This window comes from Bacillus sp. FSL W8-0770 (genome assembly GCF_038008705.1).
GTDB classification, from domain to species: domain Bacteria; phylum Bacillota; class Bacilli; order Bacillales; family Bacillaceae_G; genus Bacillus_A; species Bacillus_A cereus.
Genome location: NZ_JBBOZR010000001.1, coordinates 1,299,218 through 1,322,138 on the forward strand (window position 1 = coordinate 1,299,218; position 22,921 = coordinate 1,322,138).

Sequence of the window (22,921 nt, forward strand, 5' to 3'; positions counted from 1 at the left end):
GATTTATATAAATCGTGTGCTTTCTTTTTAAGATATAGAAATTTTGACGTTTAATGGTTTTACGAGATGAGCATAAGGTTCCCCTACTAGCATAACAATTTCATCTTTTTTATAACCTAACTTTTCGTATAGTGAATAGGCGCGTTTGTTTTCTAAATTAACAAGTAAAGCGATTTTTTTATGCCCTTTTTCAGTTGCATAGATTTCGGCAGCTTCAATTAATTTAGAACCTATACCTTTTCCGCCGTGTGCACTTGAAACTGATAATGTATCAATGTAATACTCATCAAGCTCAGCTTCTTTTTCTAACGTAATTGATTCATCTTTATGTAATGCTCTTAAGTGATGTACAATTGGTGCGTCAAGCTGTGTTGCTTCACTACCGTGATAAGCGACAATAATTCCAACTGCACTCTCGTCTTGTTCATAGACAAAACAGTTTTCGTAGCTCAGACGGTTATTTTCTTTTGAGAACCATGTCTCAAGTCCTAGTAATACTTCTGCTTCAACTGTGCTACCTGTGATTTTTTCAGCAATTTCATGCAGAGCATTATACAATAAAGGAGCTATTGCCATTGCATCTGTCTTTTTTGCTTTCCGAATCATAGTATCCCTCCTAGTTCTATTTGTATATTGTAGCATAGTGGTATGGAACTTTGCATAATTGAATGCCGAAATGTTTGATATAGAGAAGTAGCTATGTTAGTATATGATATTTAGTGGACATATAGTAAAACAATATTGTTTGCGAAATAACGAAAATAAAATCATGGCATAACAACGAGATAAAGTGAAACGTTAATCAGTAAGATTTTTTGTTCATTCTACGACTGATTAGTAGTCAACACCAATCGGACTACCTGCAAATAGCGGGATAAATTTACAGTTGTTGACCTATAGAATATAAGATAAAATAAAATATTGCAGAGAGGTGAAATACATGGATAAAGAATTAGCAAATACAATTTTAGATCAGCTAAAAAATGGTGAAATAAAGGAGTATGTTGTTACGAAAGATGTATTTTATACGTTCAGAGAAGTTGTTGTAAATAGAGAAGACTTTAAGCATTTCATTGGTAACGCACAGCGAGGCGGGCAAGTGATTTATACATATTCAGAAACGCCACGTTCATAAAGGAGAATTTTGATCAGCAGGGCATCTCTCATTGATTAGTAGCCTTCACCAAACGGACGTTTCATGCGGGATAAATAAAAGATAAAGGAGAGGGGAATTATGGGCGATTTTAAACAAGGCATTTTACCACATTGGGATTATATGTGGAAAGATAGAGCCGGCAATCGATTTATGGGAATGGTTATGTATCCAGAGAAACGAAAATGTTCAGCAAAAATGCTTCAGAAAATAAAAAGAGCATATGAAGAAGCAATAGAAATTAAAGTAACTGTACAAGTTCAACATACATATCAGTACGTAGAAGGACTGATTGTATACTTTGATGAAGAGGCTCCTGTATGTACAATGCTTGATAAAGATGAAAATCCACATCATATATTTGTAAAAGATATTTTGCGCATTGAGTACTCTGAATAAACTTTTCATAAATAAATTGAAGTTCCATAATAATAATCTTTTTCTATAATAGTTATCTTTTAGTATGTAACGAAAAACGAAAGTATATGTATAATATATTTAATAAGGTAAATTTGATAAATGTAATCGTTTTTTAGAGCAGATTATAGTTTCATATCTGTTCTTTTTTGCGTGATGCTGGAGAAATATATTTCTTCAGCATCTACCGTTTTATGACAAAATATATTGTTAACTTTTTTAAAAATAAGGTTAAATTCGTTGACAACTTTTTTGAAAAGCACTTTATTGACATGAGTTTTAGAATGTTGTTTCATAGTCATTGTATTGAAAAAAAACGGCTATCATGTCGAAAAGTAAAAGTTAAAAAAAGAAAGAATTTATACATATATCTTGTGTCTTATTTTGAAACGTAATACAATATATAGAGAAATCAAGAACAACATATAGAGAATATAGATTTGAGAGGGAGGGTCGGAAATGTTAGTTGCATATGATTCTATGACAGGAAACGTGAAGCGTTTCATTCACAAATTAAATATGCCGGCCGTTCAAATTGATGAAGATCTAGTAATAGATGAAGACTTTATTCTTATTACGTATACAACAGGTTTTGGAAATGTACCAGAACGTGTTTTAGACTTTTTAGAGCGCAATAATGAAAAATTAAAAGGCGTATCTGCAAGCGGCAATCGTAACTGGGGAGACATGTTCGGTGCAAGTGCTGACAAGATTTCTACTAAATATGAAGTGCCTATTGTATCAAAATTTGAGTTATCTGGAACAAATAACGATGTAGAATATTTTAAGGAAAGGGTGCGGGAGATTGCGACACATTGAACTGAATAATGAAATCACGCAAATGCAGGACGGTTTTTATCAGCTTCATAAAGATAAAGAGGCATTAGAAGTCTTTATGGAAGAAGCTAGAGAGAATACCGTTCCTTTTAATAGCGTGGCAGAGCGAATGGAGTATATGAAAGAACATGATTACTATTACAACGTTCTGGACGAGTATAGCTTGGAGGAAGTAGAGGAAGTATATAACATCGCTTATGGTGAAAACTTCGAGTTCCAATCTTATATGGCAGCATCTAAGTTCTACAAAGATTATGCGTTAAAAACGAATGATCAAAAACAATACTTAGAAAGCTATGAAGATCGTGTAGCAATTGTTTCATTATACTTAGGACGCGGTGATGTTTCGAAAGCAAGACAATTCGCAAGCATGATTGTAAAACAAAACTACCAACCAGCGACACCAACCTTTTTAAATGCGGGAAGAAGCAGAAGAGGAGAAATGGTGTCTTGTTTCTTGTTAGAGATGGATGATAGCTTAAATTCAATTGGCTTTAACATTAATACTGCGATGCAATTATCAAAAATCGGCGGGGGAGTAGCTTTAAACTTATCTAAGCTACGCGCACGTGGTGAGCAAATTAAAGGTATCGACAACGCTGCAAGTGGCGTAGTACCTGTTATGAAATTGCTTGAAGATTCGTTTTCATATGCGAATCAGCTTGGCCAACGAAAAGGTGCCGGTGCAGTATATTTAAACATTTTCCATTGGGATATTATTGAATTCCTTGATACAAAAAAAATAAATGCCGATGAGAAGAGCCGTATTCAGTCTCTATCAATCGGAATTATCGTTCCAAGTAAGTTCTTTGAGCTTGCTGAGAAAAACGAACCTTTCCATGTTTTCGCGCCTTATACGGTTTATAAAGAATATGGCAAGCATTTAGATGATATTGACATTGATGAAATGTACGATGAATTAATGAGCAATCCGAAAGTGAAGAAGAAGCCACTAGATATTAGTGCACGTGATATGCTTATTAAAATCGCTATGATTCAGCTTGAGTCTGGTTACCCATACTTAATGTTTAAATCAAATGCAAATAATCAACATCCATTGAAGGATATTGGAACTGTGAAGATGTCGAACTTATGTACAGAAATCTTCCAGCTTCAAGAAACTTCAGAAATAAATGATTACGGTACAGATGACATTATCCGTCGTGATATTAACTGTAACTTAGGATCGTTAAATATCGTAAACGTAATGGAAAATAAAGAAATTCGTGAAGCAGTTCATGCGGGAATGGAAGCTTTAACAGCTGTTTCTGATATGACGATTATTCCGAATGCACCAACTGTGAAAAAAGCAAATGACGAGCTTCATTCAGTTGGACTTGGAGCAATGAACTTACACGGATATTTAGCAAAAAATAAAATCGCTTATGAAAGTGCAGAAGCGAAAGAATTCGCTCGTACATTCTTTATGATGTTAAATTACTATTCTATTGAGAAAAGTATGGAAATCGCTACAGAAAAAGGCGAGACATTTAAAGACTTCGATAAATCTGATTATGCGAATGGCACATACTTCGAAAAGTATGAAACGACAGATTACAGTCCTGTAACTGAAAAAGTTCAGCAACTATTTGAAGGAATTCATATTCCGACAAAAGAAGATTGGACAAGTTTAAAAGAGCAAGTGCAGAAGAATGGTTTATACAACTCATATCGTCTTGCCATTGCTCCAACACAATCAATCAGTTACGTTCAAAATGCAACTTCAAGCGTAATGCCGATCGTAAGTCAAATCGAATCAAGAACATATGCGAATGCGACAACATATTATCCAATGCCGTATTTATCAAAAGATACGTTCTGGTACTATAAATCTTCTTACGATATGAATCAGTTTAAATTAATTGATTTAATCGCAGAAATTCAAGAACATATTGACCAAGGAATTAGTACAATTCTTTACGTTAATAGTGATATTTCAACACGTGAATTAGCACGTTACTACATCTATGCACATAAAAAAGGCTTAAAGAGTCTGTATTATACGAGAACACGTAAATTAAGCGTGGAAGAGTGTGTGGCTTGTACCGTTTAATGGCATATTGCCATACTAAATGAATAACCCAATAGTATGAGCAGGGTTATGAACCCTGCTCATACTTGGTTTGTTCTACTAAACGGTTAGCTTTTCATTGTTAGATGGAAATTTAACCGTTCAGTAGAACAATAATAGATATAGGGGTGATTCAATGCGCGCTGTTAACTGGAATAAAAAGGAAGATGATTTCAGTTTAATGTTTTGGAAGCAAAACATCGCTCAGTTTTGGACAGAAGAAGAAATCGCGGTTTCGTCTGACAAAAATACTTGGGTGCAATTATCGAAAGAAGAGCAAATTGCTTATAAGCGTGTATTAGGTGGTTTAACACTTTTAGATACGAAACAAGGTGGCGAAGGAATGCCACTTGTACTTGTTCATCTTGAAAATTTACAAGCGAAAAGTGTATTAGCTTTCATGGGAGCTATGGAAGAAGTACATGCGAAAAGTTATAGTCACATTTTCACAACATTAGCTACAGAAGAAGAAATTGATGATATTTTTGACTGGGTAGACAATCATCCGTTACTTGAGAAAAAAGCTGGTATTATTACTAGTTACTATCGTCGTTTATTAAAGCCTGAAGTAACGAAAAAAGAGTTATACATGGCAATGGTAGCAAGTGTGTTCTTAGAAAGTTACTTATTCTATAGTGGATTTTTCTATCCACTTTACTTAGCTGGTCAAGGTAAACTGACGGCAAGTGGTGAAATTATTAACCTTATTATCCGTTAACTTATGGCGGCTTTTGGTAGAGATACCAATTGAAAAACCCTTTTAATTGCTGGGACCCCCTATTGTAAATTTATCTGTATTATTATTGATGAATATATGCATTCAGGTTATTCTCTAACTATCAATAGATGGAAAGGAGAATAGCTGATAGGGCAATCAGCAGCGAAGCCTTTATCTAGCGATAACATGTACGGAATTTACTATTTAAAAATCAATGGGAAGTATTATATTGGTAAAGATGTGAACGTTTCAAATTTAAAACGAATTAGGGAACATATGTGGATGTTAAAGAGTGGTACACATTATAATAGGTATTTACAAGCAGTATACTGTAAATATGAATCCACTTTAGAATATGGAATTCTAGAGGAAATAGAATGTTCATTGGAAGAATTGAGTGAGATTGAGCAACAGTATATTTGGCTGTATGATTCTTATAATAATGGCTATAACTTGACGTTAGGCGGAGAAGGATTGGGTGGAATTAAATTCACTGAAGAACAATTAGAGAAGAAAAGGCAACGTGTTATAGGTGAAAAAAATCCACAATCAAAAATTACAGATGCACAATTTTTTGAGATTGTAGAACTACTAAAGTGCGGAAAGACAAATCCAGAAATTGCTGATATGTATAATCTTCATCCTAATTATGTATCTTTAATTCGACATAAGAAACGTTATAAATATCTTTGGGGAAAAGTGCAAAATTATATGCCGGTTAAATCTGAACACCAACTGAAAACAAGGGGACGTGTGACTCTTGAAATGTTTTTGGATATCGTTCAGATGCTACAAGCCGGTGAATCTAATGCATCCATTGAAAGAAAACATGGGTTATCGAGCGGCACAGGAAGCCGTATCAGACATCGAAAACTGTATAAACAGTGGTGGGTGCGATACGTAGATAAAGGAACGTTCAACGACTATCCCAATGGCGGTGAAATTCCGCAAGAGGAGTAGGGCCAAGCGGTGGGTGAGAATCCCTTAAATCGAAATGGAGGGCTACCTGAGAAGGTAGATGATATAGTCTCTTCTTACAGGAAACTGTAAGCTGTATAAACGGCATAGGAGTAGCGAACTTATGTGAAGGTAAAGGATGAGTCAATTCACGGCGTATTCGTCGGTATTTTAGCACAACAAATCTTCGCAGAACTTTCTGTAGAAGAGCAACAAGAAGTGCAAAAAGAAACACAAGAGTTATTAATGGAACTATATGAAATTGAAATGGCCTATACAGAAGAAATTTACACTTCTATCGGTCTTGTAGAAGATGTAAATCGTTTCGTTCGTTACAATGCAAATAAAGGGCTTATGAACTTAGGACTTGAGCCGAAGTTTGAAGAAGAAGAAATTAACCCAATCGTTTTAAATGGTTTACGTACAGATACGAAAAACCATGATTTCTTCTCTGTAAAAGGAAATGGTTACGTAAAAGCAACGAACGTTGAAAAGTTAGCTGACGATGACTTCGTGTTTAACTTTTAATATAGGATTATAAGGAAAAGCTGTCTTATTGATTGATAAGACAGCTTTTCTTTATAATTTTGTTTACATAACACTATTATTTTTGTATAGCGATTTATATTTGGGAAGTTCTATTCGGTTAACGGATAGAACTTTTTTGTAATTAAATGGGTATTTACAAACCTTTTGTATCAGTGTATTATTCAACTAGTACACCGATACAAAAGGAGGGAAGAAATGAAAATAGAGTTTTCTCCAAATACACCAATTTACATTCAGGTAATGGAATACATAAAAAAAGAGATCGTAACAGGACATTTATTGCCTGGTGATAAAATTCCCTCTGTCCGTGAATTAGCGAGTGAATTACAAGTGAATCCAAATACGATTCAGCGTACATTTCAAGAGCTAGAACGGGATGGAGTTGTTGTCACACGTAGAGGAATGGGACGGTATGTAACGAATGAAGGGGAGAAAATTATGGAGCTACGAAAAGAGATGGCGAAAGAATTACTTCATTCTTTTATAGATGGAATGGACAATTTAGGTTTTTCAGAAGAAGAAATTCTTACAATTCTTCGTTCTTCATTACATGATAAGAGGGAGGAGAGCCAATGATAGAGCTATTGAAAATAGAAAACTTATGGAAGAGATACGGATTAAAAGCAGTGATCCGTGAATTAAACATAGAGATTACGGAAGGGAAAATCGTTGGGCTTGTTGGAGATAACGGGAGCGGGAAAACGACGTTATTGAAAATGATTGCAGGCTTGCAACACCCTTCTGAAGGTAGTATTACAATAGACGGTAAAAAGGTAGGATTACAGACGAAAGAAATCGTTTCATTTATGTCCGATAAGCCAGTCTTTGATGATTGGATGACTGTAAAAGATGCTTTATTTTTTTACCGAGATTTTTATAAAGACTTCGATATTCAAAAAGCGGTAGATACGATTGCAGAATTTAAAATACCGTTAGAAGAAAAAATTACAGCATTGTCAAAAGGTATGGTTGAGAAGCTGCAGATTATTTTAACATTTTCTCGAAAAGCGAAGCTATACGTACTGGATGAGCCATTGGGCGGGATAGATCTTGTTTCTAGAGAACATGTACTTGAGCTAATACTTAAATTTTATCGTGAAGATTGTACGCTACTTATATCGACTCATTTAATAAGAGAAATCGAAAATATATTCGATGAAGTAATCTTTTTGAAAGATGGAGAAATAATATTGCATGAAAATGTGGAAGAACTACGATTTCAAAAGGGTAAAGCAGTACATGAGTTGTTTAAGGAGGCCTATGAGAAATGAATCAGCTTTTTCATTATCTGTATAATTGTAATAAGAGAAAGATAGCCATTATTTACTTTGGTTTTATTACAGTTTCATTAATTCTTTTATTTAATATGAAAGGAGTTTCAGGAGTTAGAATTTCAGGTAGGCAAGATATAATTATTATTATATTCTTTATCGTACTAGGTATAAATGGATTTGCAATTCTTTTAACAGGTGTATCGTCTTTTCGGAAAATGTTAAAAAACTCTATGCTACGTTATACTTCTATTTCAGCAAAAAAGTATATATGTGCAAATATTTTATTCTGTGTACTACTCTTTATGATTTTGCTAGGAATAGGAATCATTTTTCTATACTATTTTTCTTTAAATATTTACAATGGAAAAACTAATTTAGGTATTCAGCAAGCAATACACAGTTTATATAATTATGGAATATTACATCATATATTATCTATTTTTTTATGGGGACTAGATTTTCTTAATATGCTAGTTTCTATTTATTTTATTATAGTAATTGTAAAACTATTCAATGTGAAATCATCGATGAATAAAGTTGCTTGTTTAGTTTTATTCGTCATTTTTACCGCATTTAATGGAGGAATAACGTATATTTTTCAGCAAATAGAAAAGTATGTGTTTGCTATAAATAATATTGGATTTATAGATCAAAATGGTTTTTTAAATACATCATTTTATTCTGGTACAGAGGTTACAATTTTAAATCTATTTTTTAATTGTTTATTAACAATTATATTACTAGTAGTTACAGGTCACATTATCGATAAAAAACTAGAAGTCTAAAGGAGGAATCAGCATTGGGAAACGTAGTAGTAAAGTTAGAGAATGTTCGAAAAAAGATTGGTGGAACGGAAATTATTCGTGGTTTATCATTTGAGGTTCGTGAAGGAGAAGTATACGGATTCCTTGGGCCGAACGGTAGCGGTAAGACGACGACGATCCGTATGATGACAGGTCTTATTTCAATGACAGAGGGCGATATTACAATTTGTGGACATAGTATTCGCTCGGAGCGTGAAAAGGCACTAGAGCAAATTGGAGCGATTGTAGAAAATCCTGAACTATATGATTATATGACAGGAATGCAAAACTTAAAGCATTTTGCGAATATGGCCATTACACCAATTAGTAAAGAGCGCATTGCTGAGATTGTAAAGCTTGTTGAATTAGAGCATGCGATTCATAAAAAGGTGAAAACATATTCACTTGGTATGAAACAACGTTTAGGAATTGCACAGGCATTACTTCATCAGCCGAAAATCTTAATTTTAGATGAGCCGACAAATGGATTAGATCCAGCTGGTATTCGCCAAATTCGTGATTATTTACAACGTTTAGCGAAAGAAGAGAATATTGCTGTAATCGTATCAAGTCACTTATTGAGTGAAATTGAATTAATGTGTGATCGCGTTGTTATTATTAAACAAGGTGAGTTTGTACAAGAGTACAACTTACATGAAAAAGTGAAACATGATGAGGCAGTCGTTGTAGCGTTTGAAGTAGATGAAGTTCAGAAAGCAAATGAAATCATTAAAGGCAAAGCAAAAGGGAATGTAATTGTAGCATCTGTAACAAAAGACAACATTCCGCAACTTGTAAAAAAACTTGTTCATGCTGATGTGCTTGTATATGGCGTTACTGTTCAAAATAAAACGTTAGAGGATGAGTTCTTAGCGATTACTGGGGGAGTGAAAGCGTAATGTTTAAATTAATTCAAAATGAATTTTTAAAGTTGCATGCGAAAAAAGGTATGTATATTTTAATTGGTGTCATTGCGGCACTCGAAATTTTAGGTACTTTAGCAATGTTGAAGTGGGGAAAAGGTGATGAGTTTAAGGGGGCATATTTAGATTATGCAAACTCAGAGATTGGCTTAATTGTTTTATTTACAACGATTTTTGGGATTACACTTGCTGCCCGTACTCTTACTGATGAGTTCCAAAAAGGTACAATTAAACAATTGTTAATCCGTCCAAGAAAAAGACTTGCAGTTTTATTTTCTAAATATATTACAGTGTTATTAGCAATGTTATTTATCGTATTAGCTGGTATGCTAATTGCAATGATTATTGGCGGTATTGTAATGGATGGTAGTAAAACAGAATTAACATTAGGAATCGTAATGAAGTCTACTTTATATCAACTACTTTCACCGTTCTTTTTTGCAACACTTGCATTTTTCCTAGCAAATGTCTTTAGAAAATCTGTATTACCATTAATTATTACGATGTTCCTATTCTTCTTACAAGGTGCAATTAATATGGTATTAATAATGTTTGCAAAAGGTGTAGCGAAGTTTGTAGTATTCAACCATTTGGATTTAAGAGCTTACGATAGTAATAAATTAATCAATGGTGGAATGGAACCAACATTTACAGAATTTACGTTTACAACTTCATTATTACTTGTAGCTGCATACTTTGTTGTGTTACTTGTAGCATCAAGTGCATTATTCCAAAAACGTGACGTATTATAATAAAAGAAATCCCCGCTTGTAAAAACGGGGATTTTTATTACATAAATTTCTCTTAGATTGCAACCTGAAGAACAGCGATATGTTATTTTAAGAGATATGCTGTTTGAAATGATTTGAGAAAAATAGGAAGAATTTCAACTATATTCATATTATAATTTAGTTATCCTGCTATTTATAGGGAAAGGATTGCCTATAAAGTATTGATTAAAGTTTTATTGTATTTTTACTATCTTTTGGGGGGTTCTATATGCACTATGCATTTTCACGTATAAGGCTACGTAGCTTTTTTGGATGGATGATTATAGGGGTGCTCCTTATAATCATCCCATTAGGTCTAGCAAATGTTTCTGAGAATACGATGGAGGTTATTTCACAAATAACTGTATTTTTTGTATTTCCGTTACTTTGGCTATACGTAAAAACAAATAAAAATAATATTGTATTTAACAGTTTTTTTTATAAGCCAGGACATTTACCTTGGGGATTAATTGTATTAGCAACGATAATGGGAATGATTTCTTCAGTTGGCATATCTCAGATTCAATTTTACATATTAGCACATACGTTACCTAATTTCTTAGTTACTATGCTAGAAGACGGAAATGTTATTAATACGAGTAACGTATATATGACGATATTTACTTTCATTTCAGCATGTGTGTTAGCACCTATTATGGAAGAGGTTATTTTTAGGGGATTTTTCTTACAGCGAATGGCTTATAAATGGGGAATTAAAAAAGCTGTAATTATATCTTCAATTATTTTTGGCTTAGGACATTTTGATGTTATTGGTGCGTTCATGTTTGGTGTCGTTATGTGTCTTTTATATATAAGGACACAAAATATATGGACGAATATAGCTGTGCACGCTCTAAATAATTTGATTGCAACAAGTATGCAATTTTTCGGTGGAGAAGAAAGTGGTACAATCTCAATTACTGAATTACAAGCGCAAAGTAATTTATGGATTGGTATCGGTCTTACAGTTGTTGGATTACTTTGGTTAATTCCTTATGTTTGGAAACAATGGCGTACAGTAGAAGAAGTTGGCGTGCCACGAGTACGTTTTATAAATGAGCAAAAAGTAGTGAGTTCATCACAAGAAAATGAAGTGTATAGTCAAGTGATCGTAACCGATAGATTGATGGCCATAGAGTTACCAGATGAGGCTGTAAATAAGCTTCGGTTAGAAGAAAATGATTATGTAACAGTATCTGTAGAAGAAGATAAAATCGTTATAAAGAAAGCACATAATAGATAATTAAAAAGTAGCTCCTAAGGAGCTACTTTTTAATTTGTAATAATTTCTACACGAAAATTATTACCGTTCTTTACATATTTAATATCTGTAACAGTGCGGACCGTCTTTAAAATCTCCACTTTTTCACCAATTCGTGGGATGGTTGGAACATTGTCCCAAATACCAAGCAAGTCATCTAATTGTGCCGTTTTTTCATAAAACCAGATTTTCAATGTAAAGCCCCTTTCTCGAACTTTATGTATTTTAATACATGATATATTATTTTTATTCTTATTGTAAGGGGTTTTTTTATATTTTATGAATAAAAATAAATTAATCTTCTGGGAAGATATGTTCAATATCAGGAGTAAGAGATACTTCTGATAATACGATATGAGAAACGGTCGTTGCATATGAAGAAACATCATTGATAAATTCTTCCAGTTCAACGAGTGAAGGAACAGAAATTTTTACAATGTAGCATAAGCTTCCTGTTACTCGGTAACAAAAACTTGCAGATGGATAAGACTGAATAAACTGTTGCATACGTGTTGTATCACCATTTTTTAAAGTGATTTCTAAAATACAATCTAAAACGAGTCCTGCTTTTTTATAATCAATATCGATTGTGTATTTTTGAATAACACCTTCGCTTTCGAGCTTACGAACACGTTCTGAAGTAGATGGAGCAGATAAGTTTACTCGTTTCGCCAATTCACGCATCGAAAGGCGACTATCATTATATAATTCATTTAAAATTTTCCGATCAACACGGTCTAATTGCATTTGTAAATATACCTCCAGTAAAATAATGATTTTTGTAAAGGGAAAATATAAATTAAGATTCATATGAAATGTAAAGTGAACGTTATTTATTTTACAATAAAACAGAAGGAAATAGGAGGGGAAATGATGGAGAGAATTTTATTATCAAATGTAGGAGATACAAAGTTTCAAAAGTTATTAGGGCATAATTCGGATATATTACATTCGTGGAGTACGTTAGAAGATACACTGTACAATAAAGGAACTCTTTCAGCAGAGTTGAAGGAGCAAGTGAGAAGAACATTAGCGTATGGGAATGAATGTCCGTACTGTATGGCAAAAGGAAGACCTGATGATATGCAAAAGGCAGAGGAGATTGGTGTAGCCGTTACTTTTGCGCATACATTTGTTCATGACCGAAAAGCAATAGATGATACTATGTTTCACGTATTAAAACAATATTGGACAGAAAAAGAAATTGTAGAGCTTTGCGCCTATGTTTGCTTTATTACTGCGTCACAACAACTTGGTTTTCTATTTCAATTACAGCCAAATTAAGGGGGAAATGATGACAAATCAAATAGCACTTATCATAATCGATGTACAAAAGGCATTTCAATTACCAGATTGGGGCGAGAGAAATAATATTTTTGCTGAAGAAAACATGAGAATTTTATTAGAAGAATGGAGAAAAAGGGAACGACCAGTTTTTCATATTCAACATGTAAATAAAGAAAATGCTCAGTCAATGTTTTATGAGAGAGCGGAAACGGTAAACTTTAAAGAAGAAGTGCAACCACTACTTGGTGAAGTGGTTATTCAGAAATTCGTTAACAGCGCGTTCATTGGGACAAATTTAGAAGAGCAATTAAGAAAGAACAAATGTAATGCAGTAGTGGTTGTAGGATTAACGACAAATCACTGTGTGGAAACTACAACACGAATGGCAGGGAATTTAGGATTTACAACATATTTAGTGAGTGATGCAACGGCTACTTTTAGCCGTAAAGGTTTAGATGGTAAGGAGTATAGTGCAGAAGATATTCACAATATGACACTTGTAAATTTACATGAAGAGTTTGCTACGATTGTGACGACAAAAGAAGTATTAAAATTATTTTAAGAAAATAATTGCAAATTATGTAGAAAAAAATAAGAATATTTCGTATAATCTAAGTACAATCATTTTGAAAATAGGGGTGGCATCATATGGAGCAAATTTCAGTAAAGAAATTAGAAGAGGTACTTGTTGTAGCAGGGGATGATAAACAGAAGCAAAAGGAATTTTATGAATTGCTCTTATCTACTGAGTTTTATGTTGCTGGTTCACTAGAAGCAGAGGACGGGGCAACAGAGGGAATACTTCGTTTGCGTCATTTCCAAGGAGAAGGTAGATGGATCGTTCCGTTCTTTACACAAATGGAATTTGTAAAAGATGTGTTGCCAGAAGGAACGCCCCTTATTACGATACGTGGGAAAGAGTTATTTGGTAGCATTGAGAAAGATGCTACAGCTGTATTAAATGTTGGTACTGATATAAGTAAAACATTTATTCCAGAAGAAATTGCAGATATCTCATCTGGACGAATTTTTAATTATTATAAGTAAAAGGAAAAGCGTAATCGCTTTTCCTTTTTAATTTGAATATGGAGTGGCTATACCGGAAGAAATAGAGACTGTTTTATTATTCGTGTTTATTGTCGCTGTAGCTCCAAGTGGAATACCGATGTTTGGACTTATATGTCCAATTGGTAAACCGAATAGGACCGGTATATGATATGGTGCGAAATATTCATATAATATTGCTTGCAATGATTGAGATGGCTTTGAAGGAGTACAGTCGTGACAACTTGTGAAAATAACGCCCCTACATTCATTAAACTTTCCAGATAAAAGTAGCTGATTTAACATACGGTCAATGCGGTACGGTTCTTCACCAATGTCTTCAAGTAATAAAAGTGTATTGTCCGTATTTATCTCGTAGGGCGAGCCAATTATACTTGTTAACACAGCTAAATTTCCTCCAACTAACGTACCTGTAACTGTACTGTGAGAGCTAGGTACGATACATTCTGATGCAGATAAAATGGTTGAATACGGATGGAATAGCTGATTGAAAGAAGATAAAGAAAGAGAATCTACACCTTTCCCTAATTCTTCAACCATTGGGCCATGAAATGTCACAAGCTTTGCATAACGTGAAACAGCAGTATGTAAAGCTGTAATATCGCTATATCCCCAAAAGATTTTAGGGTTTTGCCGAATGATTTCATATTGAATGTGAGGGAGGAGACGAGCACTTCCGTAACCACCTCGTGCACAGAAAACGGCCTTCACTTCATTATTTGTAAATGCTTCATGTATATCGTCAAGCCGAACTTGATCACTTCCGGCTAAAAATCCATATTTCTCGTAAACACTCTTCCCGATTATTACGGATAACCCCATCTCTTGTAATACATTCACACCTTGTAATACATTTTCGATTGTAGGTGGACCAGATGGTGCAATGATCATTACTGTATCACCTTGTTTTAATGCATTTGGATAAATCATTAAGCTCAGCCTCCTTCTCTTTCAATATATTCGCTTCATATGAAGTTCAACCCTTGCAAAAGCAGGGGAAAGCTTATCAAATAAAGAAGATATAAAGGAAATAGGAGGGGAAATGATGTTTATAAGTCGAGTAACAGACATATTAAAAATTGAGTATCCCGTTGTTCAAGCCGGTATGGCAGGCGCGATTACGACGCCAGAACTTGTTGCAGCAGTAAGTAATAGCGGAGGATTAGGGACGCTTGGAGCGGGCTATATGAGCCCAGAACAAATTCGTGAAGCGATTTATAGAATAAGAGAACTAACAGATAAGCCGTTCGGTGTTAATTTACTTGTAACGAAAGAGATAGAAATAGAAGAAGAGAAGGTAAATGAGGCGAAAGTATTACTAAGCGGAGTGAATAGAGAATTAGGTATAGAAGTAGAAGGAACGTTAAAGCTTCCAAAAAGCTATAAGGAACAATTACAAGTGCTATTAGATGAAAAAGTACCGGTCGTTAGTTTTGCATTTCAAACGTTAGAAAAAGAAGAAATAAATGATTTAAAAAGAAGTGAAATAAAAGTTATCGGAACAGCTACCCATGTGAAGGAAGCGAAAGTACTTGCTGAGCTAGGAGTAGATATTATTATTGGGCAAGGTAGCGAAGCAGGAGGGCATAGAGGAACGTTTATTGGGAAAGAACGAGATGCTATGATTGGTACTTTTGCGTTGATACCTCAGTTAGTAGGGGCTGTTCCACATATCCCAATTGTCGCAGCAGGTGGTGTAATGAACGGACAAGGGCTTGTTGCGGCATTGGCACTAGGAGCAGAAGGTGTTCAAATGGGATCGGCCTTTTTAACAAGTGAAGAGAGTATTACGCACGATGTGTATAAAGAAGCGGTTTTACATAGTACAGATACGAGCACAACTGTAACTCGTGCGTTTTCTGGGAAATATGCGCGGGGTATTCGGAATGAATTTATAGAGAGACATGAAGGAAAAGAAGAAGGGCTACCGATGTATCCAGTGCAAAACGTATTAACTTCTAAAATACGCCAAGAGGCAGCGAAGCAAAATAAGGAAGAATATATGTCACTTTGGGCAGGACAGGCAGCATCATTAGCTCGAATCGAATCAGCTCAGCATGTAGTGGAGCGAGTTATGAAAGAAGCAGAGAATGCAATCGAACAATTACAAAATATATACAAAAAGACCACTTGAGTAATTCAAGCGGTCTTTTCATTAGTTTGCTTTATAAAATTGTTGGATGGCTTCGTCGATGTAAACCCAGCCTTTCCAACCTAAGTGCATATGATCTTTTAAGAAGTATTTATCGTATTCATGATTTGAGAAGTCGGCAATTGGATAACCAGCTTTTTTAATTTGCTCATGAACTTTCTTATAGTATGCTTCGCGGCGTTCTTTTGGGAAGCCAGCGTAGTCGTACCAAGGACCTTTTACAGGAACAGAAATGAAGAGTGGTTTTGCACCAGATTGTTTTAATAAATCAAGTACAATTTGTAAATCTTCATATTCTGGCGATTGGTCGTAAGCATCATTTTTTAAGTAACCTTCACGTTGCTTTAATTTTTTCTTAATTTTGCTATTGAAGTAACCATCTTCGATACCATATTCATTAGATCCAGATTCTGCTGCACCTGTTTGATCCGCATGTTTACGAGCTTCTTCCCAGTTCATTTGTTTTAATGAAGGATCGAGCTTCTCTTTGTGCGGTTTAATATTAAACATAGCTGTAAATAAATCTTTACGATCTAAAATGTTACGGTAAATATAAGCGAAAGGTTTAGCAGCAAGTGCTTTTACTTTATACTTCGTATCATCATAAGCGATGCCTTCAAGCGAGATTTTTAATAAAGTTTCTTTTTTTACAATCTCAAAGTTTAATAAACGCTTTGCAATTTGTTTTTTCATTTCAGGTTTTAAATCATTGTTGAAAATAAAGTGGTAACCTTGTTGTTTTGAAAAGTTAGGTGCAAAGTGCGTCTCGTCAATACCTTGTGGTACAAACCATTGCGGAGAAAGAACGAATACCATTTTCTTATCTTTCAATTGATCCATTGTAGATGCGAAGTTTAACACATGTACAAGGTCTTGTGTTCCGCCGCGTCCAAGAAGGAATGGCGTAAATCCTTCAGGCTTTACTTTAAAATAATTAGATGGATGGAAAGCATCCATACGTGCGAATTCCGATGAACCGTACATCGGAAGATATTTTGGATCTGCTAACATCTTTTGCTGTAAAATCATACTTTGAATTTTTTCTTCTTTTAAAGAAGTGGCAGCTTGTTCTACTTTTTCATCACTTAAAAGTGGAAGTAGGAAGCGCGTTGGAATAAGTAAGAATACAGCAAAAAGGGCCAATGCTAAAAGCATCGGACCAAATTTTGCTTTGTTCATCGGATTTCTTCCAACTTTTTAATAACCATGTTTGGTGTAGCCCACTCGTCACGGTCAAAATCAGAAATAGAAACTTCAATATCTAAACGCTCTTGGAATTCAACTAATAAAGATACTACAGCGAAAGAATCAAGGATACCTTCTTCAAATAATTGAACATCTAAGTTTTCTTTCACAATATCGTTTTCACATACTTCTTCTAAAATATCTAATACTTGCTCTTTGAATTCTGCCATTTTTAAAATCTCCTTTATATCCGAAATATATTATATGTGCAACTTCTTAATGGAATAAGAAGGGTGCATTAAAAGTATCTGTTAAGGTGTCCAGAGAAGATTAGGAAACCGAAACATACAACGTGGAACGTAATTACAATCGCAAGGATGCGTGTGAATTTATTGTTTGGCCAAAATTTATGCTTCTTGTTTTTTCGTTCGAAAATATCGAATAAAATAAACAGTGCGGCATGATAGAGACCATAAATAATATACTGCGCAACAGCGCTTCCTTGGATATGCCAAATTCCCATAATGAAGAAGTTTAAAAATGCACCGATATACGAAATTGTGTAACGGTTCTTAATTAACTTTTTCTTCGTTGCAAAAAATACGAAACGCATGTAGATGAAATCACGGAACCAGAATGATAAACTCATGTGCCAGCGGTTCCAGAAGTCTTTAATATTGCGACTAAGGAATGGCTTATTAAAGTTTTCTGGCGTTTTAACTCCCATCATATAACTTACACCAATTACAAAAGAGCTATAACCAGCAAAATCAAAGAATAGATATAAGCTATAGCTATACATGTAAATCATATTTGAAAAGATTGTATCGTGTTGAGCGAATGCTGGATCCATACAATATTGCTTTATTAAGTAAGCAATAATAAATTTATACAAGAAACCTTGGAAAATACGATTTAGTCCTGTATATAGTAAATTTTGATATTCTTCAGCGCTAGGTGGCTTTTGAATATCTTTTTGGAATCTACGGTAACGATCGATAGGTCCTGTTGAAATCGCAGGGAAAAATAAAACGAATTCCCAGAAGTTAAAGAAAGAAAGCTCTTTAATTAAACCATCACGAACTTCAAATACCATTTGAACTGCTCTGAATGTTACGTAAGATATACCTAGAAAAACAACAAGTTTTAACTCAGGTAGTAACGATGCAAATGGTGCGATTTTTGCCAAAATAAGAGGCAAAATCGATAAAATAACAGCTATGCAAAATGTGAATGTACTATTATTTTGTTTTCTTAAAATTAAATAGCCTTTAATTAGGGCATATTGCCAAATAATAAATGCGGCTAACATCATTGCTTGCTTCGGTTTATCTGAGAAGATAATAGCAATCATGACTAATGTTAATACTGCATTATATTTACGCAACATTTTACCTTTTAATCCAGCTATGATAGTAGGTATTAATAAAATGCCCACTATAGCGAAAAAATAAAATGATCCATATGCGGTCATGCTGTAACCTCACTCAATAATTTTTTGCGATCTACCTTTCCATTTGGTGTCATTGGAATAGAAGATTGATACATGAATTTACGTGGAATCATGTAGTTTGGTAATCGCTCATTGAGTTCTTTTTTGATTGCAGATGTTAATTTGAATTCTTTTTCAAATGAATGTTCTCCAGGAACAACAACCGCTAATAAATAATCGTATTTTTCACCTTTTTTAATTGGAACGATAACTGCACCTTCTACGTAAGAACACGCACGAAGGTGATGCTCAATTTCTTCTAATTCCATTCGATAACCATGCAGCTTAATTTGGAAATCAAGACGACCATTATAGAATAGAAGACCATTTTCAACATAGCCAGCATCGCCTGTTTTATAGGCGCGCTCACCGTCAATCATAGTAAATGCTTTTTCTGTTAATTCAGGGCTTCCTAAATATCCAACGCTTACGCTTGGACCGACAATTACGATTTCACCTTTTTCACCATCAGGTGCAATCGTGCCATCTTCTTTCATAATAAGAAGGCGACAGTCTGATTTACAATAGCCAACTGGAAGTGATTTGTATTGATTAAGCACTTCTTCTGTAACGTGAATACCTGTTACAGCGACAGTAGCTTCTGTTGGACCGTAAGTATTCATAATTGTTGCTTTTGGGAAACGCTCAATTAATTTTCTAGCCACTTCATTTGGTAACACTTCACCGCAGAATAAGAATGTTTTCATGTTCGGTAGCATACTTTCAGAGAAGGATGCTTCCATTAAACACATTTCAGCGAAAGAAGGTGTCGAAGTCCATACTTGAATATCCGATTGCTCTAAAGAAGCAAACAAGTCTTTTGGACGCGCAATCATATCTTTATCGATTGCCCAAAGTGTACCACCTGTTACTAATGATGGGTAAATATCCATTACAGATAAATCGAATGAGAAAGGTGCTTGATTTAAGAATACTTGCCCTGTTTGTAAGTTGAAATCTTCTACAGCCCATTTTGTAAAGCTAACAAGGCAGTTATAAGTAATCTGAACCCCTTTCGGATTACCTGTGCTTCCTGATGTGTAAATAATGTAGAAGTTCTCATCACCTTTTACCGCATGTTCAGGATTTGGAGTGTTCCCTTTATGAGTAAAGAAAATATCTTTTAAGTTGTCTTCACTTACGATGCGAACTGGTAAATCAGTTACAGTTACTGCTGTTGCCGATAAAAGTAATTTCGCACCAGAATTTTCAGCAATACGTTGTACACGATCAGCTGGGATAGATAAATCTACAGGAATGTAAGCATGTCCAGCTTTTACACATCCTAAAAAGTTAACAATCATTTCAGGTTGCATATGGCCATACACCATAATTGGTGAACGATCGTCTGGATACTCAGAAGAAATCCAATGTGCTAACGCATCAGAATCTTCCTTTAATTGTTTGTACGTAATTTTCGCATCTCGCCAAACAAAAGCGGTTTGATCAGGCGTTTCTGCAGCCCACTTTTCAATTTGTTCTAATAACTTCATAACGTTCCCACCCTAGAATTCATTGTAAATAAATGTACTTGTGTTTGTATCATGGAATCCATACAACCAAAGTAATGCAAATAAAATTGCAAGATAATAAACCGTCTTTGCAACCCATTGTGTGAGTGGTCGAGACCATATCTCTTTTAATCTTTCCATGTCTTTCCCTCTCTTAATGAAATAATAGCTCTTTGTAGGTATCATGTCCTACATTATTGTGAAAAAAACAAAATCCCACATTTTAGGTAAAAATAAGTCAAAAGGCTCTTTTTTGATATTAGCACTAAATACTAAAAAAGAAAATCCCTAACTTAGCAATTATATTACATTCAGTATGAATTTGTAATGGGTTTGACATGTAAATAGAAAGTGGATTGTGTGAATACATAAAAGTGGACTATAAGAATACGTAAAAATACAGTATTTGTTTTTATTAATCATTCAAGACGGAGTAAACTTTTAAATTTCTAGTTCTTTTGAAAAGGAGGAAATTATCATGAATAGAGTGTGGAAGAATCTAATTTCGGAAGAAAATATCGTGAAATGGAGAAGGCACTTCCATAAGTATCCGGAATTATCATTTCATGAAAAAGAAACTTCGCAATTTATATATGATACATTATGCTCATTTTCTTCTTTTGAAGTAACGAGACCGACGAAGTATAGTGTACTAGCAATTAAAAGAGGTGTGAAGCAAGGGAAAGTAATTGCGATTCGAGCTGATATAGATGCTTTGCCAATTCAAGAGGAGACAAGTAAATCTTATACATCTGTGAATAAAGGAATGATGCATGCATGTGGGCATGATGCTCACGCAGCTATTTTATTAAGCACAGCAGAGGTGCTATCAAATATAAAGGAAGATTTTGCAGGTGAGATTCGTCTATTCTTTCAGCACGCAGAAGAGGTGTATCCTGGCGGGGGACAAGAAATGGTTGAGGCAGGTGTAATGGACGGTGTTGATTATGTAATAGGTTTACATGTTATGTCTGGATTAGAAAGCGGAAAGGTAGGAATTGCGTATGGGCCGATGATGGCGGCACCAGACGTATTTACAGTTGAAATTCAAGGCAAAGGAGGACATGCGGCGCGGCCAGAAGAAACGATAGACCCTATTGCTATCGGAGCACAGATTATTACAAATTTACAACATATCGTATCAAGAAATACGAGTGCTTTTATGCAAAGGGTTATTTCAGTTACACAATTTCATGGGGGAACGGCTGACAATATTATTCCTAGTACAGCAACTTTAATGGGAACCGTTCGTTCATTTAATCAAGCATTGAGGGTGGAAGCAGAAGGGAAAATCGAGAAAATTGTGAAAGGAATTACAGAAGCACATGGAGGATCGTATACATATACGTATCGATATGGATATGATCCGGTTATTAATGATGAATATATTACGAAAATAGTAGAAGAAAGTGCACTACATTTGTTTGGGAATGAGCGTGTTGTGAAGCTTGAACCTTCTATGGGTGGGGAAGATTTTTCAGCATATTTAAGAAAAGCACCCGGTTGTTTCATTAAATTAGGAACAGGTAATGAAAATATATATACTTGTTATCCACATCATCATCCGAAATTTGATGTGGATGAATCAGCATTAATTTGTGGAGTGGAGCTATTTTTAGAGACGACTATAAGATTACTAAAATCATAGAAAAACAAAAAAAGGCAACTGCACTCTATTGCAGTTGCTTTTATTTCTTTCCGTCAGAGAGGGCTGAGAAAGAACTATGCTCATTCATAGTATATGAATAGCTAACGGACAAGCTTGTACATTTTAATCATTTTTTTAAAAATAGTTGTTGACATTGATAATCAATGTCAATTAATCTAAATGTAGTTGAAATTGATAATTATTATCAATAGGATGGATGCGACATGTTAATGAGAAAAAATTTTCACCTTCTGCGGAGGGGATTAAAAGATAAAAATAAAGATAAAGATGTTGATCAGCATATGGAATGGAAAAGAAATGTAATTCGGTCTGAATATGTAGATGAGAAGAAGAGCATTCAAACAGAAAAAGAGATACAAAGTAAAGGGAGAGGTTCAGTTGAGTAAGTTAGTAATGATTTTTGCAAGTATGAGTGGAAATACCGAGGAAATGGCTGACCACATTGCCGGCGTAATTCGTGAAACAGAAAATGAAATTGAAGTTATTGATATTATGGATTCACCAGAAGCTTCTATATTAGAACAGTATGATGGAATTATTTTAGGTGCATACACTTGGGGAGATGGTGATCTTCCTGATGATTTCTTAGATTTTTATGATGCAATGGATTCTATTGATTTAACTGGGAAAAAAGCGGCAGTATTCGGATCATGTGATTCGGCTTATCCGAAATACGGAGTGGCAGTTGACATTTTAATAGAAAAGCTACAAGAGCGCGGGGCAGCAGTTGTGTTAGAAGGACTAAAAGTAGAATTAACGCCAGAAGATGAAGATGTAGAAAAATGTTTACAGTTTGGAGCTGAATTTGTAAAACACCTTTCTTAATG

General features: G+C 34.6%; 27 protein-coding genes and 2 pseudogenes. 20 read left to right on the forward strand and 9 right to left on the reverse strand.

The genetic code is table 11. The annotated features are described in order from the left end of the window. Window positions 1-27: 27 nt before the first annotated feature. A complete protein-coding gene (locus NST27_RS06785) occupies window positions 28-606 on the reverse strand; it encodes a GNAT family N-acetyltransferase (protein ID WP_000619548.1) in 579 nt (192 codons plus the stop codon). 334 nt (window positions 607-940) lie between these two features. Here NST27_RS06785 and NST27_RS06790 point away from each other — a divergent pair, with 334 nt between their 5' ends. The 13 genes and pseudogenes from NST27_RS06790 (at window position 941) to NST27_RS06850 (ending at window position 11,715) form a co-directional block, all read left to right on the forward strand. After that, the gene (locus NST27_RS06790) at window positions 941-1,135 is read left to right on the forward strand and encodes a hypothetical protein (RefSeq protein WP_000356684.1); all 195 of its coding nucleotides are present in this window, start codon (window positions 941-943) and stop codon (window positions 1,133-1,135) included. 99 nt (window positions 1,136-1,234) lie between these two features. Next, on the forward strand, window positions 1,235-1,552 hold the full coding sequence (locus NST27_RS06795; protein WP_000502197.1) for a hypothetical protein: 318 nt from the start codon (window positions 1,235-1,237) through the stop codon (window positions 1,550-1,552). 477 nt (window positions 1,553-2,029) lie between these two features. After that, the gene (nrdI, locus tag NST27_RS06800) at window positions 2,030-2,389 is read left to right on the forward strand and encodes a class Ib ribonucleoside-diphosphate reductase assembly flavoprotein NrdI (RefSeq protein ID WP_000959447.1); all 360 of its coding nucleotides are present in this window, start codon (window positions 2,030-2,032) and stop codon (window positions 2,387-2,389) included. Next, complete coding sequence (gene nrdE / locus NST27_RS06805; RefSeq protein WP_001215839.1) at window positions 2,376-4,460, forward strand: class 1b ribonucleoside-diphosphate reductase subunit alpha; 2,085 nt, start codon at window positions 2,376-2,378, stop codon at window positions 4,458-4,460. The genes nrdI and nrdE overlap by 14 nt, the downstream gene beginning before the upstream one ends. 154 nt (window positions 4,461-4,614) lie before the next feature. Further along, window positions 4,615-5,193, forward strand: a pseudogene (locus tag NST27_RS06810) (ribonucleotide-diphosphate reductase subunit beta); the annotation flags it as partial. Window positions 5,194-5,382: 189 nt separating this feature from the next. Beyond that, window positions 5,383-6,156 carry a GIY-YIG nuclease family protein gene (locus NST27_RS06815; RefSeq protein WP_000274263.1) on the forward strand — a complete coding sequence of 258 codons (774 nt, stop codon included), beginning with the start codon at window positions 5,383-5,385 and terminating at the stop codon, window positions 6,154-6,156. Between the two features lie 129 nt (window positions 6,157-6,285). Continuing rightward, window positions 6,286-6,681 (forward strand): annotated as a pseudogene (locus tag NST27_RS06820) (ribonucleotide-diphosphate reductase subunit beta); the annotation flags it as partial. A 216-nt stretch (window positions 6,682-6,897) separates the two neighbouring features. After that, the gene (locus NST27_RS06825) at window positions 6,898-7,278 is read left to right on the forward strand and encodes a GntR family transcriptional regulator (RefSeq protein ID WP_000687512.1); all 381 of its coding nucleotides are present in this window, start codon (window positions 6,898-6,900) and stop codon (window positions 7,276-7,278) included. Continuing rightward, window positions 7,275-7,973, forward strand: a complete 699-nt coding sequence (locus NST27_RS06830; protein WP_000571495.1) for an ABC transporter ATP-binding protein — start codon at window positions 7,275-7,277, stop codon at window positions 7,971-7,973. Before NST27_RS06825 ends, NST27_RS06830 begins: the two co-directional genes overlap by 4 nt. Beyond that, window positions 7,970-8,761: a hypothetical protein gene (locus tag NST27_RS06835; protein ID WP_001072486.1), complete on the forward strand. Its 792-nt coding sequence runs from the start codon at window positions 7,970-7,972 to the stop codon at window positions 8,759-8,761. Before NST27_RS06830 ends, NST27_RS06835 begins: the two co-directional genes overlap by 4 nt. A gap of 14 nt (window positions 8,762-8,775) precedes the next feature. Further along, window positions 8,776-9,678, forward strand: a complete 903-nt coding sequence (locus NST27_RS06840; RefSeq protein ID WP_000528788.1) for an ABC transporter ATP-binding protein — start codon at window positions 8,776-8,778, stop codon at window positions 9,676-9,678. After that, entirely contained in the window at window positions 9,678-10,454 is a 777-nt protein-coding gene (locus NST27_RS06845) for an ABC transporter permease (protein WP_000475422.1), read from the forward strand. Before NST27_RS06840 ends, NST27_RS06845 begins: the two co-directional genes overlap by 1 nt. Window positions 10,455-10,701: 247 nt before the next feature. Continuing rightward, entirely contained in the window at window positions 10,702-11,715 is a 1,014-nt protein-coding gene (locus NST27_RS06850) for a CPBP family intramembrane glutamic endopeptidase (RefSeq protein WP_000558816.1), read from the forward strand. Window positions 11,716-11,744: 29 nt separating this feature from the next. On the opposite strand, the gene NST27_RS06855 is transcribed toward NST27_RS06850, so the two are convergent. Together NST27_RS06855 and NST27_RS06860 are read right to left on the reverse strand one after the other, a co-directional pair. Further along, on the reverse strand, window positions 11,745-11,927 hold the full coding sequence (locus NST27_RS06855) for a DUF3913 family protein (protein WP_000707107.1): 183 nt from the start codon (window positions 11,925-11,927) through the stop codon (window positions 11,745-11,747). A 100-nt stretch (window positions 11,928-12,027) separates the two neighbouring features. After that, window positions 12,028-12,480, reverse strand: coding sequence for an Lrp/AsnC family transcriptional regulator (locus NST27_RS06860; protein ID WP_001175505.1), 453 nt, complete (start codon window positions 12,478-12,480; stop codon window positions 12,028-12,030). 126 nt (window positions 12,481-12,606) lie between these two features. Here NST27_RS06860 and NST27_RS06865 point away from each other — a divergent pair, with 126 nt between their 5' ends. The 3 genes from NST27_RS06865 to NST27_RS06875 all read left to right on the forward strand — a co-directional run bounded on the left by NST27_RS06865 (window position 12,607) and on the right by NST27_RS06875 (window position 14,067). Next, the gene (locus tag NST27_RS06865; RefSeq protein ID WP_000439702.1) at window positions 12,607-13,017 is read left to right on the forward strand and encodes a carboxymuconolactone decarboxylase family protein; all 411 of its coding nucleotides are present in this window, start codon (window positions 12,607-12,609) and stop codon (window positions 13,015-13,017) included. Between the two features lie 10 nt (window positions 13,018-13,027). Beyond that, window positions 13,028-13,582 (forward strand): cysteine hydrolase family protein, encoded by a 555-nt coding sequence (locus NST27_RS06870; RefSeq protein ID WP_000184431.1) that lies wholly within the window; start codon window positions 13,028-13,030, stop codon window positions 13,580-13,582. A gap of 86 nt (window positions 13,583-13,668) precedes the next feature. Continuing rightward, window positions 13,669-14,067, forward strand: coding sequence for an SseB family protein (locus tag NST27_RS06875; protein WP_000435266.1), 399 nt, complete (start codon window positions 13,669-13,671; stop codon window positions 14,065-14,067). 27 nt (window positions 14,068-14,094) lie between these two features. On the opposite strand, the gene NST27_RS06880 is transcribed toward NST27_RS06875, so the two are convergent. Further along, window positions 14,095-15,015, reverse strand: coding sequence for a S66 peptidase family protein (locus NST27_RS06880; RefSeq protein ID WP_000640076.1), 921 nt, complete (start codon window positions 15,013-15,015; stop codon window positions 14,095-14,097). 115 nt (window positions 15,016-15,130) lie between these two features. Between NST27_RS06880 and NST27_RS06885 the strand changes: the two genes are divergently transcribed. Beyond that, window positions 15,131-16,219, forward strand: a complete 1,089-nt coding sequence (locus NST27_RS06885) for an NAD(P)H-dependent flavin oxidoreductase (protein ID WP_000470900.1) — start codon at window positions 15,131-15,133, stop codon at window positions 16,217-16,219. A gap of 21 nt (window positions 16,220-16,240) precedes the next feature. On the opposite strand, the gene dltD is transcribed toward NST27_RS06885, so the two are convergent. The 5 genes from dltD to NST27_RS06910 all read right to left on the reverse strand — a co-directional run bounded on the left by dltD (window position 16,241) and on the right by NST27_RS06910 (window position 20,566). Continuing rightward, window positions 16,241-17,416 (reverse strand): D-alanyl-lipoteichoic acid biosynthesis protein DltD, encoded by a 1,176-nt coding sequence (gene dltD / locus NST27_RS06890; protein ID WP_001030269.1) that lies wholly within the window; start codon window positions 17,414-17,416, stop codon window positions 16,241-16,243. After that, window positions 17,413-17,652, reverse strand: a complete 240-nt coding sequence (gene dltC, locus NST27_RS06895; RefSeq protein ID WP_000807310.1) for a D-alanine--poly(phosphoribitol) ligase subunit DltC — start codon at window positions 17,650-17,652, stop codon at window positions 17,413-17,415. Before dltC ends, dltD begins: the two co-directional genes overlap by 4 nt. Before the next feature lie 68 nt (window positions 17,653-17,720). Next, entirely contained in the window at window positions 17,721-18,896 is a 1,176-nt protein-coding gene (gene dltB / locus NST27_RS06900; protein WP_000127931.1) for a D-alanyl-lipoteichoic acid biosynthesis protein DltB, read from the reverse strand. Continuing rightward, window positions 18,893-20,407 carry a D-alanine--poly(phosphoribitol) ligase subunit DltA gene (gene dltA / locus NST27_RS06905; RefSeq protein WP_000770512.1) on the reverse strand — a complete coding sequence of 505 codons (1,515 nt, stop codon included), beginning with the start codon at window positions 20,405-20,407 and terminating at the stop codon, window positions 18,893-18,895. Before dltA ends, dltB begins: the two co-directional genes overlap by 4 nt. Before the next feature lie 12 nt (window positions 20,408-20,419). Beyond that, the gene (locus tag NST27_RS06910) at window positions 20,420-20,566 is read right to left on the reverse strand and encodes a teichoic acid D-Ala incorporation-associated protein DltX (RefSeq protein WP_000440293.1); all 147 of its coding nucleotides are present in this window, start codon (window positions 20,564-20,566) and stop codon (window positions 20,420-20,422) included. Window positions 20,567-20,903: 337 nt separating this feature from the next. Here NST27_RS06910 and amaA point away from each other — a divergent pair, with 337 nt between their 5' ends. From amaA to NST27_RS06925, 3 genes are all read left to right on the forward strand, one after another. Continuing rightward, window positions 20,904-22,073, forward strand: coding sequence for an N-acyl-aliphatic-L-amino acid amidohydrolase (gene amaA, locus NST27_RS06915; RefSeq protein WP_001082785.1), 1,170 nt, complete (start codon window positions 20,904-20,906; stop codon window positions 22,071-22,073). A 224-nt stretch (window positions 22,074-22,297) separates the two neighbouring features. Next, the gene (locus tag NST27_RS06920) at window positions 22,298-22,480 is read left to right on the forward strand and encodes a hypothetical protein (protein WP_047385784.1); all 183 of its coding nucleotides are present in this window, start codon (window positions 22,298-22,300) and stop codon (window positions 22,478-22,480) included. After that, window positions 22,473-22,919: a flavodoxin gene (locus NST27_RS06925; protein ID WP_000041153.1), complete on the forward strand. Its 447-nt coding sequence runs from the start codon at window positions 22,473-22,475 to the stop codon at window positions 22,917-22,919. The genes NST27_RS06920 and NST27_RS06925 overlap by 8 nt, the downstream gene beginning before the upstream one ends. The last annotated feature ends 2 nt before the right edge of the window (window positions 22,920-22,921 follow it).